We start from the raw sequence: 15,152 nt of genomic DNA, 5'->3' as shown, positions 1-15,152 counted from the left end.
ATGCGTCGCAAGCGGATGACGGCGGCGGCTCTCGCCGTACTGGTGCTGACCGCCGGCTGCGGAGCCGCCGACATGACCAAGCAGGCCTCGCCCTTCGCCAACGCGCAGGGCGCCAAGACCGTGACCCTGTCCGTGCAGTCGTGGGTCGGAGCGCAGGCGAACGTCGCCGTCGCCCAGTACCTGCTCGAACACGAACTCGGCTACCGCGTCGACACCGTCCAGGTCGACGAGGTCCCCGCCTGGGACGCCCTCAGCCAGGGCCGCGTCGACGCGATCCTGGAGGACTGGGGCCACCCCGAGCAGGAGCAGCGGTACGTCGACGACAAGAAGACGATCACTCGAGGCGGCGACCTCGGGGTCACCGGGCACATCGGCTGGTACGTCCCCACGTACTTCGCCAAGCAGCACCCCGACGTCACGAACTGGAAGAACCTCAACAAGTACGCCGACCAGTTCCGCACCCCGGAGAGCGGCGGCAAGGGCCAGTTGATGGACGGCTCCCCCTCCTACGTCACCAACGACAAGGCGCTGGTGAAGAACCTGAAGCTGGACTACCAGGTCGTCTTCGCCGGTTCGGAGGCCGCGCAGATCACCCAGATCAAGCAGTTCGCCAAGGAGAAGAAGCCCTTCCTGACGTACTGGTACTCCCCGCAGTGGCTCTTCAAGAAGGTCCCCATGACCGAGGTGAAGCTCCCCGCGTACCAGGAGGACTGCGACGCGGACCCGGCGAAAGTCGCCTGCGCCTATCCGCACACGCCGCTGCAGAAGTACCTCAACACGGACTTCGCCCGGGACGGCGGCAAGGCCGCGGCCCTGCTGAAGAACTTCAAGTGGACGACCGAGGACCAGAACGAGGTCTCTCTGATGATCGCCGAACAGAAGCTGACGCCCGAGGAGGCGGCGAAGAAGTGGGTGGACAGCCACGAGTCGACCTGGCGGTCGTGGCTGCCCTGACCACTACTCCCGGGACTGGCTCAGGTCCGCGGCGATCTCCCGCAGCGCGTCCCTGGCGCGCTGCGGGAGGCGCAGCGTCGTACGAGCCGTCATGCGTGGTGCCCGCCCGGCTGGTAGTGGCCCGGCGTCATCCGGGCGGTCACGCCGAACCGGTTCCAGGCGTTGATCACGGTGATCGCGGCGATCAGCTGCGCCAGCTCGGCCTCCTCGAAGTGCTTGGCGGCCTTCTCGTACACCTCGTCCGGTACGAACCCGTCCGTGAGAACGGTCACCGCCTCGGTCAGCTCCAGCGCCGCGAGCTCCTTCTCGGTGTAGAAGTGGCGTGACTCCTCCCAGGCGCTGAGCTGCACGATCCGCTCGACGCTCTCGCCCGCAGCCAGTGCGTCCTTCGTGTGCATGTCGATGCAGAAGGCGCAGTGATTGATCTGGGAGGCGTGGATCTTCACCAGCTCGTACAGCGTCGGGTCGAGGCCCTGACGGGCGGCCGCGTCGAGCCGGACCATCGCCTTGTAGACGTCGGGGGCGAGCTTGGCCCACTGCAGACGCGGCGCGATCTCGGCGGCGTACTCCACGGTCTTCTCTTCGTTCGTCGTCGTCATGTCCTCGACCCTACGAGCGAAGCAGCCCAGGAGTATGGTCCATTTCCATGGCGAAACCTCGGGCCACTCTGGGCATCGACCTGCACCTCGAACCCTCCGGACCCGGCCTGCGGCGCGGCCTGACCGATGCGCTGCGCGAGGCCGTGCGCACCGGCCGGCTCGCCCCCGGCACCCGGCTGCCCTCCTCCCGCTCCCTCGCCGCCGACCTGGGCATCGCCCGCAACACCGTCGCCGAGTCCTACGCCGACCTCGTCGCCGAGGGCTGGCTCACCGCCCGCCAGGGCTCCGGCACCCGGGTCACCGACCGGGCCGTACCCCAGCCGCCCGAACGCACCGCAGCGCACCCGCGCGTACCCGGCCGACCCGCCTACAACCTGATCCCCGGCACCCCCGACCTGGCCTCCTTCCCCCGTGCCGAGTGGCTCAAGGCCACCCGTCGCGCCCTTGCCTCGGCCCCGAACGACGCCCTCGGCTACGGCGACCCCCGCGGCCGCATCGAACTGCGCACCGCCCTCGCCGGCTACCTCTCCCGCGCCCGCGGCGTGCGCGCCGACCCCGACCGGATCGTCGTCTGCGCCGGATTCGCCCACGGTCTCGAACTGCTCGCCGGGGTCCTCCACGCCCGCGGCCTGCGCACTCTCGCCGTGGAGTCCTACGGCCTCGACGTGCACTGGAACATCGTGGAACGGGCAGGCCTGCGGACCGCCCCGCTCCCGTTCGACGCCGACGGCACCGTCGTCCAACGTCTCGGCCCCGCCGGGGCCGGGAACACCCCCGTCGATGACGATGACGGTCTGGCCGGCGCACGGGCCGTGCTGCTGACCCCCGCGCACCAGTTCCCGATGGGCGTGGCGCTGCTCCCCGAGCGCCGGGCCGCGGTGGTGGACTGGGCGCGCCGCACCGGCGGACTGATCCTGGAGGACGACTACGACGGCGAGTTCCGCTACGACCGCCAGCCCGTCGGCGCCCTGCAGGACCTCGACCCCGACCACGTCGTCCATCTCGGCACCGCCAGCAAATCCCTCGCCCCCGGACTACGCCTGGCCTGGATGGTCCTGCCGCCGTCCCTCGTCACGGAGGTCACCCGGCACGGTGGCGGCCGGTCCGCCGGCGTCCTGGAACAGCTGACCCTCGCCGAGTTCCTCACCTCCGGCGCCTACGACCGCCATGTGCGCGCCGCCCGCCTGCGCTACCGGCGCCGCCGCGACGACCTGGTCGCCGCCCTCGCCGAACGTGCCCCGGACGTGCGCGCCACCGGCATCGCGGCCGGCCTGCATGCCGTACTCCAACTCCCGCCCGGCACCGAACAGTCGGTGGTCCGCGCCGCCACCTGGCAGGGCGTCGCCGTCCACGGCCTGTCCCGCTACCGCCACCCCACCGCCCCGACCCAGCCCCTCGACGCCCTGGTCGTCGGATACGGCACCCCACCCGACCACGCCTGGGCGGGAACACTGGAAGCGCTGTGCAACGCCCTGCCCTGATGTGATCGCGCACAGTCAAGCCCCCTATGATCACGGGTCGGACCACTGTCAACGGGGAGACAAGGACATGGCGGAAACCAGGCGTCGGCTGCGCTCCAGCACCGTCGTACTCGGCGGCATGGGCGTCATCGCCGCGGCCCTCACCTCCTGCGGATCCGAACCGGACCGCCGCTGTGTGGACCGCGACAGCTATGACTACATCAACGGCTACAAGATCGTCGCCGACCAGAACTGCAAGTCCTCCTCGTCCGGTTCGTCGTCCGGTTCCTCGTACGGCAAGGGCAGGAAGAGCACCGGCAGCAGCACCGGCAAGCGGGTCGACGCCGACTGGTACTACGACGCCGAGGTCAGCAGCGGCTACGCCGACTACGGCACCTTCAGCCGCAGCGAGGCCGTCGACCGCGGCGGCTTCGGCTGCTCCGGCTCCGGCAGCGGCGGCGGCTGAGCCGGCGGAATCGCACGGGATCCGACGGACACGCAAGGAAGCCGCTTCGTGGAACGCCGCACCATCGAGCCCCGCCCCGGCTGGCAGCAGACCGTCGAGGAACAGGGGCTCATCTACCCGCTCACCCGCTATCCCGACAACTCCCTGCGCCCCTACTGGGACGAGAGCGCGTACTACGTCTTCTCCCTCGCGGAGGTGGAGGCGCTGGAGGACGTGGTCGAGGAACTGCACCGCATGTGCCTCGCCGCCGCCGAGCACATCGTCACCACCGACCGCTTCACCGACCTCGGCATCACCGACCCGCGCATCGCCCGGGCCGTCGCCGAGGCCTGGCAGCGCCGCGCCGAACTCCCCTCCGTCTACGGCCGCTTCGACCTGCGCTACGACGACACAGGCCCGGCCAAGCTGCTCGAATACAACGCGGACACGCCCACCTCCCTGGTCGAGGCCGCCTCCCCCCAGTGGTTCTGGATGGAGGAGCGCTTCCCGGGCGCCGACCAGTGGAACTCCCTCCACGAACGCCTCGTCGCCGCCTGGAAGAAGCAGTCCGCCCTCCTCCCGCCCGGCAGCCCCCTGTACTTCGCCCACTCCAGCGCCGACGAACTCGGCGAGGACCTGATGACGGTCGCCTATCTCAAGGAGACCGCGGAGCAGGCCGGCCTCGACACCGACTGGATCTCCATGGAGGAGATCGGCTGGGACCGCCTCTCCGGACGCTTCGTCGACAACCACCTCCGCTTCATCCGCAGCTGCTTCAAGCTCTACCCCTGGGAATGGCTCACCACCGACCGCTTCGCCGACCACGTCCTCGACACCCTCGACAACGGCGGCGGCACCGGCACCACCCTGTGGATCGAGCCCGCCTGGAAGATGCTGCTGAGCAACAAGGCACTCCTCGCCATCCTCTGGGAGCTGTACCCCGGACACCCGAACCTGCTGCCCGCCTACCTCGACGGCCCCCGCGAACTGGCCACGACCAGCGGCTACGTCGCCAAGCCCCTGCTCGGCCGCGAGGGCGCCGGAGTGACGGTCCACCAGCCGGGCGCGGACCCGGTCGTGCGCGAAGAACCCTGCTGCTACCAGGAGTTGGCTCCCCTGCCCGACTTCGACGGCAACCGCGTCGTTCTCGGCACCTGGGTCGTCGAGGACGAGTCGGCCGGCCTCGGCATCCGCGAGTCCTCCGGCCTGATCACGGACGAGTACGCCCGCTTCCTGCCGCACGTCATCCTCTAGAGCAGAACCTAGACGCCCAGCACACCGCGAAGTTGGACCAGCCCCCAGTCCAGGTCCTCCTTCCCGATGACCAGCGGTGGGGCGATCCGGATGGTGGAACCGTGGGTGTCCTTCACCAGCACGCCCCGGTCCATCAGCTTCTCGGACACCTCCCGCGCGGTGCCGTACCTCGGGTGGATGTCCACACCCGCCCACAGCCCGCGCCCGCGCACCTGCGACACCCGCCCGGTCCCGGCCAGCGCCGCCAGCTCCCGGTGCAGATGCTCGCCGAGTTCCGCCGCCCGCGCCTGGTACTCGCCCGACCGCAGCATCGCGATCACCTCCAGCGCCACCGCACAGGCCAGCGGGTTCCCGCCGAACGTCGACCCGTGCTCCCCGGGCCGGAACACCCCGAGCACCTCCGCCGACGACACCACCGCCGACACCGGCACGATCCCGCCGCCCAGCGCCTTCCCGAGCACATAGACGTCCGGCACGACCCTCTCGTGCTCGCACGCGAACGTCCGCCCCGTACGCCCCAGGCCCGACTGGATCTCGTCGGCGATGAACAGCACATTCCGCTCCCGGGTCAGCTCCCGCACCGCCGGCAGATAACCCGGCGGCGGCACGATCACCCCCGACTCGCCCTGGATCGGCTCGAGCAGCACCGCGACCGTGTTCTCGGTCATCGTCTCCCGCATCGCCGTCAGATCCCCGTACGGCACGATCGCGAAGCCCGGCGTGTACGGTCCGAAGTCCGCCCGCGCCTCCGGGTCGGTGGAGAAGCTGATGATCGTCGTTGTCCGGCCATGGAAGTTGCCTCCGGCGACCACGATCTTCGCCATCTCCGCGGGCACGCCCTTGACCCGGTACCCCCACTTCCGGGCCGTCTTCACCGCGGACTCCACCGCCTCCGCGCCCGTGTTCATCGGCAGCACCATCTCCATCCCGCACAGCTCCGCCAGCTCCGCGCAGAACGCCGCGAACCGGTCGTGATGGAAGGCGCGTGAGGTCAGCGTCACCCGCTCCAACTGCGCTTTCGCCGCCTCGATAAGCCGCCGGTTGCCGTGCCCGAAGTTGAGCGCCGAGTAACCGGCCAGCAGATCCAGATAGCGTCGGCCCTCCACGTCCGTCATCCACGCCCCGTCGGCGCTGGCGACAACCACCGGCAGCGGGTGGTAGGTGTGTGCGCTGTGGGCTTCGGCGGCGGCGATGAGGGCGTCCGTCGTGGTCACGGGACCTCCAGAGGACAAGCGTGAACTCCTACCGCCATCGTCGGCTACTCCTCCCCCTTTAGCGCGGGCGGGATGTTCTGCCCCGTGAGCACAAGGAAAGAAGCGAATCCGCGTCAGAGTGATTCGTCTTCTGTCTCCACGGCGGCGAGAGCGACCTCCAACAGGTGCACGATCTCAGAGTTGAGGGATCGCCGGTCGGTCTCTGCCTGGGCGGCTAGCCGGGCATGAACATCATCAGGAAGCCTGAGCGTGATTCGAATCATGACACCATCATAGTGTCACCTCTGCTAAGGTTGTCATCAATTCGCAGGTGAGAGAGGAGGTGTGCTCTTGGTGTCCAAGGCTGATATCGGACGCCGGTACCGGATGTATCCGGAGCTGGAGGTTGCCCGTCGGCTTGAGGCATGGGGGCACACTGCTCGGGCGTTGTGGAATATGGAGCTGTACCAGCGGATCTACGTCTACGAGCAGCGCGGCGTGACCTTGAATCTTGCGGGGCAGGGCGGGTTTCTCACCGAGGCGCGAAAGGAGATGGACTGGGTTTCCGACCTTCCGGCGCAGGCGGCGCAGCAGGTGCTCCGGCACTTGGACGCGGCGTATGCGAACTTTTGGAACCCCGACCACCCCGCCGGGTTCCCCGCCTGGAAGACACGCGGTCACCGCCTGTCGGTTTCCTTCCCTGGTCAAGCCGTTGAGGTGCGCAAGCTCAACCGGCATTGGGCCGAGGTCCGGCTACCCAAGCTGGGATGGGTGCGGTTCCGTCTCTCCCGCTCTCTCGGTGGCACGATCCGTAATGCCACTGTCTCGCGGGACGGGGACGGCTGGCATGTCTCCTTCGGCGTGCACACTGGGCGGAAGCCCAGTGTGCCGAACGGCAAGCCCGCATGCGGAGTGGACTTCGGTGTCAGCGCCTCGGCTTTTGTGTCCACCGAGAGCACTCCGCGCCGGATGCCACCTACCTTGACCAAGTCGGAGCGGGCCCGCCTCAAGTTTCTGGAGCAGAAGAAAGCCCGACAGCTCACCTACGCCAAGAAACACGCGGGCGGTAAGTACAGCAACCGTCTCCGCGAGACGATCGCTCAGGTGGCCAAGCTCCAGACCCGGCAGGCCAACCGTCGCCAGGACTTCACACACAAGCTCACCACCGACCTTGCCAAAAGCCACGGCATGGTTGGTATCGAGGACCTCAGCGTGAAGAACATGACCAAGTCGGCCAAGGGCAGCGTCGAGCATCCTGGTAACCGAGTCCGGCAGAAGGCCGGGCTGAATCGCGGCATCCTGGACAACGCTCCAGGAGAGCGGCGGCGCCAGCTCGAGTACAAGTGCCGTATGTACGGCTCCACGCTGATCGCGGTGCCGCCCTTTCACACCTCCCAGACCTGTGCAGCTTGCGGCAAGGTCGACCCCCACAGTCGTCAAGGCTGCGGACGTCTCTTCCGATGTGTCCACTGCGGACACGAGGACGACGCAGATCACAATGCCTCGACAGAGATTGAGGCTCGAGCCCGCCGGACGGGTGGCTCGGTCATCAACAGCACGCGCAGCACACAAACAGTGCGAGTCCCCGCTCAGCGCGGGAGGCGGATGCGTGAAGCCCTCCCCGATACCCCATGGGTAGCGGAAGGGAATCTTCCTGCTTCAGCGTCGGCAGGGAGAGGAATCGTCAACCTCGCTCGCATGGTGGACTCGGGAACTTGATCGTCCGGCGCGCCCGGTAGGCTGACTCGCGGGCCGTGACTGGCGCGCTGGGATGGGACCGACCATCGGGGAGCGGCCCCCGAGGGCCTTGAGACGGCCTGGCGAGCGAGTGCCGTGCGCCTGGGCCGAACCGTGAACCGCGAACGCTGAAAGCCACGCCGCCCGGAGGCCGACATGTCAGAGCAGCAGCCCCTCTCCACTGAATCCACCGCCTTCCGCTCCGCCCTTGATGTGATCCGCGCCGTCGAGCCGCGCGTCGCCGACGCCATCGGCCAGGAGGTCCACGACCAGCGCGAGATGCTCAAGCTGATCGCGTCCGAGAACTACGCCTCCCCGGCCACCCTCCTCGCGATGGGCAACTGGTTCAGCGACAAGTACGCCGAGGGCACCATCGGCCGCCGCTTCTACGCCGGCTGCCGCAACGTCGACACCGTCGAGTCCCTGGCTGCCGAGCACGCCAAGGAGCTTTTCGGCGCCCGCCACGCCTACGTCCAGCCGCACTCCGGCATCGACGCCAACCTCGTCGCCTTCTGGGCCGTCCTCGCCCAGCGTGTCGAGGCCCCCTTCCTGGAGAAGACCGGCGCCCGCCAGGTCAACGACCTCTCCGAGGCCGACTGGGCCGAGCTGCGCCAGGCCTTCGGCAATCAGCGCATGCTCGGCATGTCCCTGGACGCCGGCGGTCACCTCACCCACGGCTTCCGCCCGAACATCTCCGGCAAGATGTTCGACCAGCGCTCCTACGGCACCGACCCCGCCACCGGCCTCATCGACTACGAGGCCCTGCGCGCCTCCGCCCGCGAGTTCAAGCCGCTGATCATCGTCGCCGGCTACTCCGCCTACCCTCGTCTGGTGAACTTCCGGATCATGCGGGAGATCGCCGACGAGGTCGGGGCGACCCTGATGGTCGACATGGCGCACTTCGCGGGTCTGGTGGCCGGCAAGGTGCTGACCGGCGACTTCGACCCGGTCCCGTACGCCCAGATCGTCACCACCACCACCCACAAGTCGCTGCGCGGCCCGCGCGGCGGCATGGTCCTGTGCGACGACTCCCTCAAGGACCAGGTCGACCGTGGCTGCCCGATGGTCCTGGGCGGCCCGCTCCCGCACGTCATGGCCGCCAAGGCCGTCGCTCTCGCCGAGGCACGGCAGCCCTCCTTCCGTGACTACGCCCAGCGCATCGTCGACAACTCCCGCGCCCTCGCCGAGGGCCTGATGCGCCGGGGCGCGACCCTGGTGACCGGCGGCACGGACAACCACCTCAACCTGATCGACGTCGCCTCCTCCTACGGCCTCACCGGCCGCCAGGCCGAGGCCGCGCTTCTCGAGTCCGGCATCGTCACCAACCGCAACGCCATCCCGGCCGACCCCAACGGGGCCTGGTACACCTCCGGCATCCGCATCGGCACCCCCGCCCTGACCACCCGTGGCCTGGGCACCGCCGAGATGGACGAGGTCGCCGGCCTCATCGACCGCGTCCTCACCACCGCCGAGCCGGGCACCACCAAGTCCGGCGCGCCCTCCAAGGCCGCCCACGTCCTCGACCCCAAGATCGCGGACGAGATCTCCCGCCGGGCGACCGACCTGGTGGCCGGCTTCCCGCTGTACCCGGAGATCGACCTCGGCTGACAGGCGCCCACTGTTGAGTTGTCAAAGACCGGTGACGCTCACAGATCGATGAGCTGCTGTCGTGGCTCCTCCCGCGGCGGTCCCCCTCCAGGGCGGGCCGCCGCGCGGCGTATCGCCAGGGTGCCGCCGGCCCCGGCCGCGAAGCCCACGGCCAGGCCCGGTATCGCCCACCACACGGCGTCCGCCGCCGGAGCCGAGCTGTCGGCCTGGGGCGCGGGCTCGCTCGCCGGTCCGCCCAGCAGGCCCGCCCTGTCCAGCCGCTCGTAGACCGAGCGCGGCGCCCGATGCCAGCGGATGTCGTCGTCCTCCACGTCCGGCGCCGGATCCGAACGCACCCACGGTGTGCCGTCCTCGGCGACGAGCAGCTGATCCTGCCGCTCTATCGCCACGTCCCCGCCGGGCGGACTGTCGGTCATGGGCCAGCCGCCCACCCCCGTCAGCCCCCACACCACCGTGATCTGCACCGGTGGATACCGGCCCTCGGTCCAGGCCTCAGGCACCCGCTCCGTCCCGGTGTACATCGGCTCCAGCAACTGCCACAGCCGCGCGAACGGCTGCTCACCGGACCGCACCGCGGTCGGCTGCCCGGCACCGCCCACGACCACCATCGCCAGATCGGGCGCCCGAGCCGCTCTGCCGGCTGCCCCGGCCGTCGGCGCTCCGCCGCACAGAGCCAGCGCCGCCGACACCGGCCCCAGCACCGCGAGCCGCGCCGCCGTCCGCCCCCTTCGGTCCCTCATTCGCCCTCGACCTCCCCCTACCGATCTCATCCGTCCGCCGCGCTCGTCCCGCATGCCCGGCGCTCACGCGTCCAGCAGCTCCTGCCGGGGCCCCGGCTCCCCGCGCCGACCGCCCAGCGGCAACCGCGTGGCGAAGGGCCGCAGGGTCAGCGCAAGCACCGCACCGGCCGCCCCGCCGGGCAGGGCCCACCACCAGTCGGTGTCATCGCTCATCCGCGATGCCGTCGCGGCGCTCTGGGGTGCCGCAGGTCCTTCCGCCGGTTCGGCCGGCACCGTCTCCGTCGTGGTGCCGTCCTGCCCGTCCGTCGCGTACGTCTCCCCGAGCGAGAAGGCCGACAAGTCCTCGTCGCCGTCGGGCTTGCCCAGCATGTTCAGGTCGGTGAGCAGGGCCCGGAGGCGCTCGGGGTTCGGGGCAAGGTGCCAGCTGCCCCTGGTCGGCTCGGTGATGCTCATCGACCGGTGCACCCACACGTCCTTGCCGTCGGTGACCGGGAAGATCCAGTCGACCCGCCAGGGCGAGGTGTCGTGTACGAGCCAGGTGACGGTGATGCGCCGGTCCACCATCGCGTCCTTGGGCGGCTTGCCGAGCATGCCCGCCTGGAGGAGGGAGTCCAGCTGGGTGTACTCCCGGTCCGAGTAGTACAGCCCCGCCGTCTCCCCGGTCGCCGGCGAGGCCAGGAACGCGCTCGTCGGCCCCCCGGCCGAGGCGGGCGCCGCACCCCACACGAACATCCCCAGCGTTACCGTCAACGCCCCCGCCAGCGCCGTCAGTCGACGCCATCCGCCTTTCGAGCCGAGCACTCGCCTGCGCATCCGAACCCCCAAGCAGTCGATCGCCGTGCGGCCCGTCCGCGAGCCGCGTGTCACTTCTGGTACACCGCCCGACCCGCCGGGGTTCCCACACCGGACCGACTATTCGGAGGACTTCTCCAGCGACTTCGCGATCTCCACTGCCCGCTCCTTCGACGTCACACCCTCCAGCCGCAGCGTGAGGCTGTCGTCGTCCGCCGCGCCTGTCCCGTGCGTCCACAGCAGCGTCGGTCCGGCCGTCCGCTCCTTGCGGGTGTAGGGAGAACCGTCCGCGCCCACGAGCCAGAAGCTCAGCAGATGCGGCCGCGCGAACCACAGAGCAGGCTCCGGCACGGAGGAGTCGCCCAGCGTGATCCACTCCGGCTGCTCCCGCACGGTCTTGATGAAGCCGGTGTCCAGGCGCGCCGAGAACTCGTCCAGCCGTATCGTCCGCTCGCCCTCCTGCCAGCACAGGCTCACCAGGAACCGCCCCCGCTGCTCCCCGGTCACCGTCACCGTGTCCGGCGCGCCCAGTGCCCGCGGCACAGCCGGCTCGAACCCGGCCCGGCGCTCGGCCTGACCAAGCGACACCGACTCCGAGGTCTCACAGCCAGGCACCTCGGCGCTCGCCGACGGCCGGGCCGACGGGTCGTAACGCACCTCGACCCCGCCGAAGCCGAACCAGTCGAAGACCGCCGCCCGCACCGGGGGCGTGAGCACGAGCACCGTGAGCAGACCGCACAGCACCGCGGTCAGCGAACGCCACCGCGCCCGCGTCCACCGCCGCGCCGAGCGCAGCCGCTCCCCGGCCCCCGCCGGCTCGGCCACCGGCACCGGAATCTGCTCGGCGAGTATCTGCTCCAGCACCCGCTCGACCATCGTCTCGGCGCCGTCCGACCCCGGCCGGTCAAGGGACCGCCCTAGCGACCGCAGCTCCTCCGGCAGCCCGGGGCCGCCGTCACCGTCGTACGAATGGCGCTCCTCACCCATGCTCCTCACCCCCTTCCCCGGGCTCGAAATCCGGCAGCAGCCTGCCCAGCTTGTGCAGTGCGCGATTGAGTCGGGACTTCACCGTCCCCCGGGGCCAGCCCAGTGCCTGGGCCGTCTCCGGCTCGTCCATCTCCAGCAGATAGCGGTAGGTGACGACCAGGCGGTGCTCCTCGCTCAGCTTCTCCAGGGCGGCCAGCAGGGCCACGCGGCGCTCCGTGCGCAGCGTCGCCACCGCCGGGTCCGCCGATTCCGGTATCAGCGGCTCGGCCTCCACGAAGGCCGCCTCCCGGCCGGCGAGCGTGCGCTGCCGGGCCGCCGTGCGCACTGTGTTCCTCGTCTCATTGGCGACGATCGACAGCAGCCACGGCCGGAACGCCGAACCGTCCCGGAACCGCCCCAGCGCGCAGTACGCCTTGACGAAGGCCTGCTGCACCGCGTCCTCCGCGTCCGCACCCGCCCCGAGCGCCGCGGCCGCCCGCAGTGCGATGCCCGTATGGGCCCGCACCAGCTCCGCGTACGCCTCCGGCTCTCCGGCTCGTACGCGTGCGATCACCGCGGCCTCATCGACGATGCGGCCCCCCTCCCGCGTCCTCACACTCTTGGTACACCGCGGAAGCCGAATCGGTTCCCACCTGTTTCGCGTCAGTTCCGGACCGGTCCGCGAGACCTGAGAGAATGGTGTGCATGGCCTCTGATCGACCCCGCGTGCTCTCCGGAATCCAGCCCACCGCAGGCTCGTTCCACCTCGGCAACTACCTCGGCGCCGTCCGCCAGTGGGTGGCCCTGCAGGAGACCCACGACGCGTTCTACATGGTCGTCGACCTGCACGCGATCACGGTTCCGCAGGACCCGAAGGAGCTGCGGGCCAACACCCGCCTCGCCGCCGCCCAGCTCCTCGCCGCCGGGCTGGACCCGGAGCGCTGCACGCTCTTCGTCCAGAGCCATGTCCCCGAGCACGCCCAGCTCGCCTGGATCATGAACTGCCTCACCGGCTTCGGCGAGGCGTCCCGCATGACCCAGTTCAAGGACAAGTCCGCCAAGCAGGGCGCGGACCGGGCATCCGTCGGCCTGTTCACGTACCCGGTCCTCCAGGTCGCGGACATCCTGCTCTACCAGGCCAACGAGGTCCCGGTCGGCGAGGACCAGCGCCAGCACATCGAGCTCACCCGCGACCTCGCCGAGCGCTTCAACAGCCGGTTCGGCGAGACCTTCACGGTCCCGAAGCCGTACATCCTCAAGGAGACGGCGAAGATCTACGACCTTCAGGACCCGTCGATCAAGATGAGCAAGTCGGCGTCCACGCCGAAGGGCCTCGTCAACCTTCTCGACGAGCCCAGGACCACCGCCAAGAAGGTCAAGAGCGCCGTCACCGACACGGACACCGTGATCCGCTTCGACCCGGAGAACAAGCCGGGCGTCAGCAACCTCCTCTCCATCTACTCGACCCTCACCGGGGCCGGAATCGGGGAACTGGAGGAGAAGTACGCCGGCAAGGGCTACGGTGCGCTCAAGACCGACCTCGCCGACGTCATGGTCGAGTTCGTGACGCCGTTCCGGGAGCGGACCAACCAGTACCTGGACGACCCGGAGACGCTCGACTCGGTCCTGGCCAAGGGCGCGGAGAAGGCGCGCGCCGTCGCCGCGGAGACGCTGGCGCAGGCCTACGACAGGGTGGGCTTCCTCCCGGCCAAACACTGAGCCGAGCAACCGAGCCGAGCAACCGAGCCGAGCGACCCAGCCGAGCAACCGGCCGCGCGCCGCAGCGAGCACCGAACCGAGCACGGATCCGGACACGGATCGACCCCGGGACGGCTCTCGGCGCGCGGCCCCTCACAGCGCTGCACATCACTACGGCCACGCCTGCCCAGGGCGCAGCCGTGGCCGTACAGTCGATAGCCGGGCAGCCGTACTCGCGGCCACCCGCCACGCACGGGACGTACCAACACGACGACAGGAGAAGACGTGGGGACCGTAACGATCGGTGTGTCGATCGCGGTCCCGGAGCCGCACGGCAGCCTGCTCCAGCAGCGGCGCGCGGGCTTCGGCGACGCCGCGGCTCACGGCATCCCCACGCACGTCACCCTGCTGCCGCCGACGGAGGTCGAGGCCTCGGAGCTGCCCGCGATCCAGGCGCACCTCGCGGAGGTCGCAGCCGCCGGGCGCCCCTTCGCGATGCGGCTGTCCGGCACCGGCACCTTCCGGCCCCTCTCGCCGGTCGTGTTCGTGCAGGTGGTCGACGGTGCCGAGGCCTGCGCCCGGCTGCAGAAGCGGGTGCGCGACACGTCGGGGCCGTTGGCGCGCGAACTGCAGTTCCCCTATCACCCGCACGTCACCGTGGCCCACGGCATCGACGACGAGGCCATGAACCGTGCCTACGAGGAGCTTGCCGACTACCGGGCGGAGTGGGCCTGCGTCGGCTTCGCCCTCTATGAGCAGGGCCCCGACGGGGTGTGGCGCAAGCTGCGCGAGTTCACCTTCGGGAGCGCGGCCGTGCCGCCGCAGGCGGGGCCTGTGGAGCGGGGCACCATTCCGAGCCGGTAAAAGCCGGCCGGCCGATACCTACCGACCGCTCTAGATCGGCAGCCGCCGGAACACCGCGCGCGGGGTGTGCCTCAGCGCCGACATGAGCAGGCGCAGCGCCCCCGGTACCCACACCGTCTCCGAGCGTCGGCGCAGACCCAGCTCGATCGCGGTCGCGACCGCCTCCGGGGTGGTCGCGAACGGGGCCTGAGCCCGTCCGGCGGTGCTCCTCGACCGTACGGACCCGGGGCGTACGACCATCACGTGGACGCCCGTGCCGTACAGCGCGTCGCCCAGGCCCTGGGCGAAGACGTCCAGGCCGGCCTTGCTGGAGCCGTAGATGAAGTCGGCGCGGCGGGCGCGCTCGCCGGCCACCGAGGAGAGCACGACGAGAGAGCCGTGGCCCTGGGCCTGCAACGCACGGGCGCAGACCAGGCCTGCCGACACGGCTCCCGTGTAGTTGGTCTGCGCGACGCGCACGGCGCTCACCGGCTCCCGCTCGTCGTGGGCCTGGTCGCCGAGCGTCCCGAACGCGAGCAGCACCATGTCGATGCCGCCCTCGGCGAAGACCTTGCCGAGCACCGTCTCGTGGGACTCGGGGTCGAGCGCGTCGAAGGCGGCCGTGCACACGTCGGCGCCCAGGGTTCGGAGCTCCTCGGCGGCCCGTTCGAGGGCGGGTGAGGGACGTCCGGCCAGCCACACCGTGCGGGTGCGGCGGGCGATCAGGCGGCGGGCGGTGGCCAGCGCGATCTCGGACGTACCGCCGAGGACGAGGAGGGACTGAGGGAGGCCGTTGGCGTCCTTCACGACGATCACGCTCCTTATGGAGGGCCGGGCATTGCGGCGACCGTAGCGCCCTGTAT

The 15,152-nt window shown here is 70.2% G+C and carries 16 protein-coding genes and 1 riboswitch; of the genes, 8 read left to right on the top strand and 8 right to left on the bottom strand.

From position 1 onward, the window contains the following. A complete protein-coding gene (locus ACKTSN_RS18390) occupies positions 1–954 on the top strand; it encodes an ABC transporter substrate-binding protein (protein ID WP_409470123.1) in 954 nt (317 codons plus the stop codon). A gap of 89 nt (positions 955–1,043) precedes the next feature. Here ACKTSN_RS18390 and ACKTSN_RS18385 read toward each other — a convergent pair whose 3' ends face one another. Next, positions 1,044–1,553: a carboxymuconolactone decarboxylase family protein gene (locus ACKTSN_RS18385; RefSeq protein ID WP_409470122.1), complete on the bottom strand. Its 510-nt coding sequence runs from the start codon at positions 1,551–1,553 to the stop codon at positions 1,044–1,046. 47 nt (positions 1,554–1,600) lie between these two features. Here ACKTSN_RS18385 and ACKTSN_RS18380 point away from each other — a divergent pair, with 47 nt between their 5' ends. The 3 genes from ACKTSN_RS18380 to ACKTSN_RS18370 all read left to right on the top strand — a co-directional run bounded on the left by ACKTSN_RS18380 (position 1,601) and on the right by ACKTSN_RS18370 (position 4,712). Next, a complete protein-coding gene (locus ACKTSN_RS18380; RefSeq protein WP_409470121.1) occupies positions 1,601–3,034 on the top strand; it encodes a PLP-dependent aminotransferase family protein in 1,434 nt (477 codons plus the stop codon). Between the two features lie 67 nt (positions 3,035–3,101). Next, positions 3,102–3,479 (top strand): hypothetical protein, encoded by a 378-nt coding sequence (locus ACKTSN_RS18375; protein ID WP_409470120.1) that lies wholly within the window; start codon positions 3,102–3,104, stop codon positions 3,477–3,479. A 48-nt stretch (positions 3,480–3,527) separates the two neighbouring features. After that, entirely contained in the window at positions 3,528–4,712 is a 1,185-nt protein-coding gene (locus ACKTSN_RS18370; RefSeq protein ID WP_409470119.1) for a glutathionylspermidine synthase family protein, read from the top strand. A gap of 8 nt (positions 4,713–4,720) precedes the next feature. On the opposite strand, the gene rocD is transcribed toward ACKTSN_RS18370, so the two are convergent. Beyond that, complete coding sequence (rocD, locus tag ACKTSN_RS18365) at positions 4,721–5,926, bottom strand: ornithine--oxo-acid transaminase (protein WP_409470118.1); 1,206 nt, start codon at positions 5,924–5,926, stop codon at positions 4,721–4,723. A 113-nt stretch (positions 5,927–6,039) separates the two neighbouring features. Then, entirely contained in the window at positions 6,040–6,189 is a 150-nt protein-coding gene (locus tag ACKTSN_RS18360; protein WP_409470117.1) for an Arc family DNA-binding protein, read from the bottom strand. A gap of 70 nt (positions 6,190–6,259) precedes the next feature. Between ACKTSN_RS18360 and ACKTSN_RS18355 the strand changes: the two genes are divergently transcribed. Both ACKTSN_RS18355 and ACKTSN_RS18350 read left to right on the top strand, forming a co-directional pair. Next, positions 6,260–7,624, top strand: a complete 1,365-nt coding sequence (locus ACKTSN_RS18355; protein ID WP_409470116.1) for an RNA-guided endonuclease InsQ/TnpB family protein — start codon at positions 6,260–6,262, stop codon at positions 7,622–7,624. Between the two features lie 25 nt (positions 7,625–7,649). Beyond that, positions 7,650–7,757, top strand: a riboswitch (ZMP/ZTP riboswitch). A 41-nt stretch (positions 7,758–7,798) separates the two neighbouring features. Then, positions 7,799–9,250, top strand: a complete 1,452-nt coding sequence (locus tag ACKTSN_RS18350; protein ID WP_409470115.1) for a glycine hydroxymethyltransferase — start codon at positions 7,799–7,801, stop codon at positions 9,248–9,250. A 38-nt stretch (positions 9,251–9,288) separates the two neighbouring features. On the opposite strand, the gene ACKTSN_RS18345 is transcribed toward ACKTSN_RS18350, so the two are convergent. The 4 genes from ACKTSN_RS18345 to ACKTSN_RS18330 all read right to left on the bottom strand — a co-directional run bounded on the left by ACKTSN_RS18345 (position 9,289) and on the right by ACKTSN_RS18330 (position 12,364). Next, positions 9,289–9,990: a hypothetical protein gene (locus tag ACKTSN_RS18345; protein ID WP_409470114.1), complete on the bottom strand. Its 702-nt coding sequence runs from the start codon at positions 9,988–9,990 to the stop codon at positions 9,289–9,291. Positions 9,991–10,053: 63 nt separating this feature from the next. Next, positions 10,054–10,803: a hypothetical protein gene (locus ACKTSN_RS18340; protein WP_409470113.1), complete on the bottom strand. Its 750-nt coding sequence runs from the start codon at positions 10,801–10,803 to the stop codon at positions 10,054–10,056. 99 nt (positions 10,804–10,902) lie between these two features. After that, positions 10,903–11,769, bottom strand: coding sequence for a hypothetical protein (locus ACKTSN_RS18335; RefSeq protein ID WP_409470112.1), 867 nt, complete (start codon positions 11,767–11,769; stop codon positions 10,903–10,905). After that, entirely contained in the window at positions 11,762–12,364 is a 603-nt protein-coding gene (locus ACKTSN_RS18330) for an RNA polymerase sigma factor (protein ID WP_409470111.1), read from the bottom strand. The genes ACKTSN_RS18335 and ACKTSN_RS18330 overlap by 8 nt, the downstream gene beginning before the upstream one ends. Before the next feature lie 89 nt (positions 12,365–12,453). Here ACKTSN_RS18330 and trpS point away from each other — a divergent pair, with 89 nt between their 5' ends. Both trpS and ACKTSN_RS18320 read left to right on the top strand, forming a co-directional pair. Next, a complete protein-coding gene (gene trpS, locus ACKTSN_RS18325) occupies positions 12,454–13,467 on the top strand; it encodes a tryptophan--tRNA ligase (RefSeq protein WP_409470110.1) in 1,014 nt (337 codons plus the stop codon). A 264-nt stretch (positions 13,468–13,731) separates the two neighbouring features. After that, a complete protein-coding gene (locus tag ACKTSN_RS18320; RefSeq protein WP_409470109.1) occupies positions 13,732–14,310 on the top strand; it encodes a 2'-5' RNA ligase family protein in 579 nt (192 codons plus the stop codon). Between the two features lie 30 nt (positions 14,311–14,340). Here the strand turns inward: ACKTSN_RS18320 and ACKTSN_RS18315 are convergent, their stop codons facing one another. Then, positions 14,341–15,096 carry a decaprenylphospho-beta-D-erythro-pentofuranosid-2-ulose 2-reductase gene (locus ACKTSN_RS18315; protein WP_409474860.1) on the bottom strand — a complete coding sequence of 252 codons (756 nt, stop codon included), beginning with the start codon at positions 15,094–15,096 and terminating at the stop codon, positions 14,341–14,343. Positions 15,097–15,152 lie beyond the last annotated feature (56 nt).

Origin of the sequence: Streptomyces flavusporus, from assembly GCF_046267975.1 — a bacterium.
In the GTDB taxonomy this organism is placed as follows: Bacteria; Actinomycetota; Actinomycetes; order Streptomycetales; family Streptomycetaceae; genus Streptomyces; species Streptomyces flavusporus.
The sequence above is the reverse complement of the archived record's forward strand: the minus strand, read 5'-3'. Positions and strand labels throughout refer to the sequence as shown.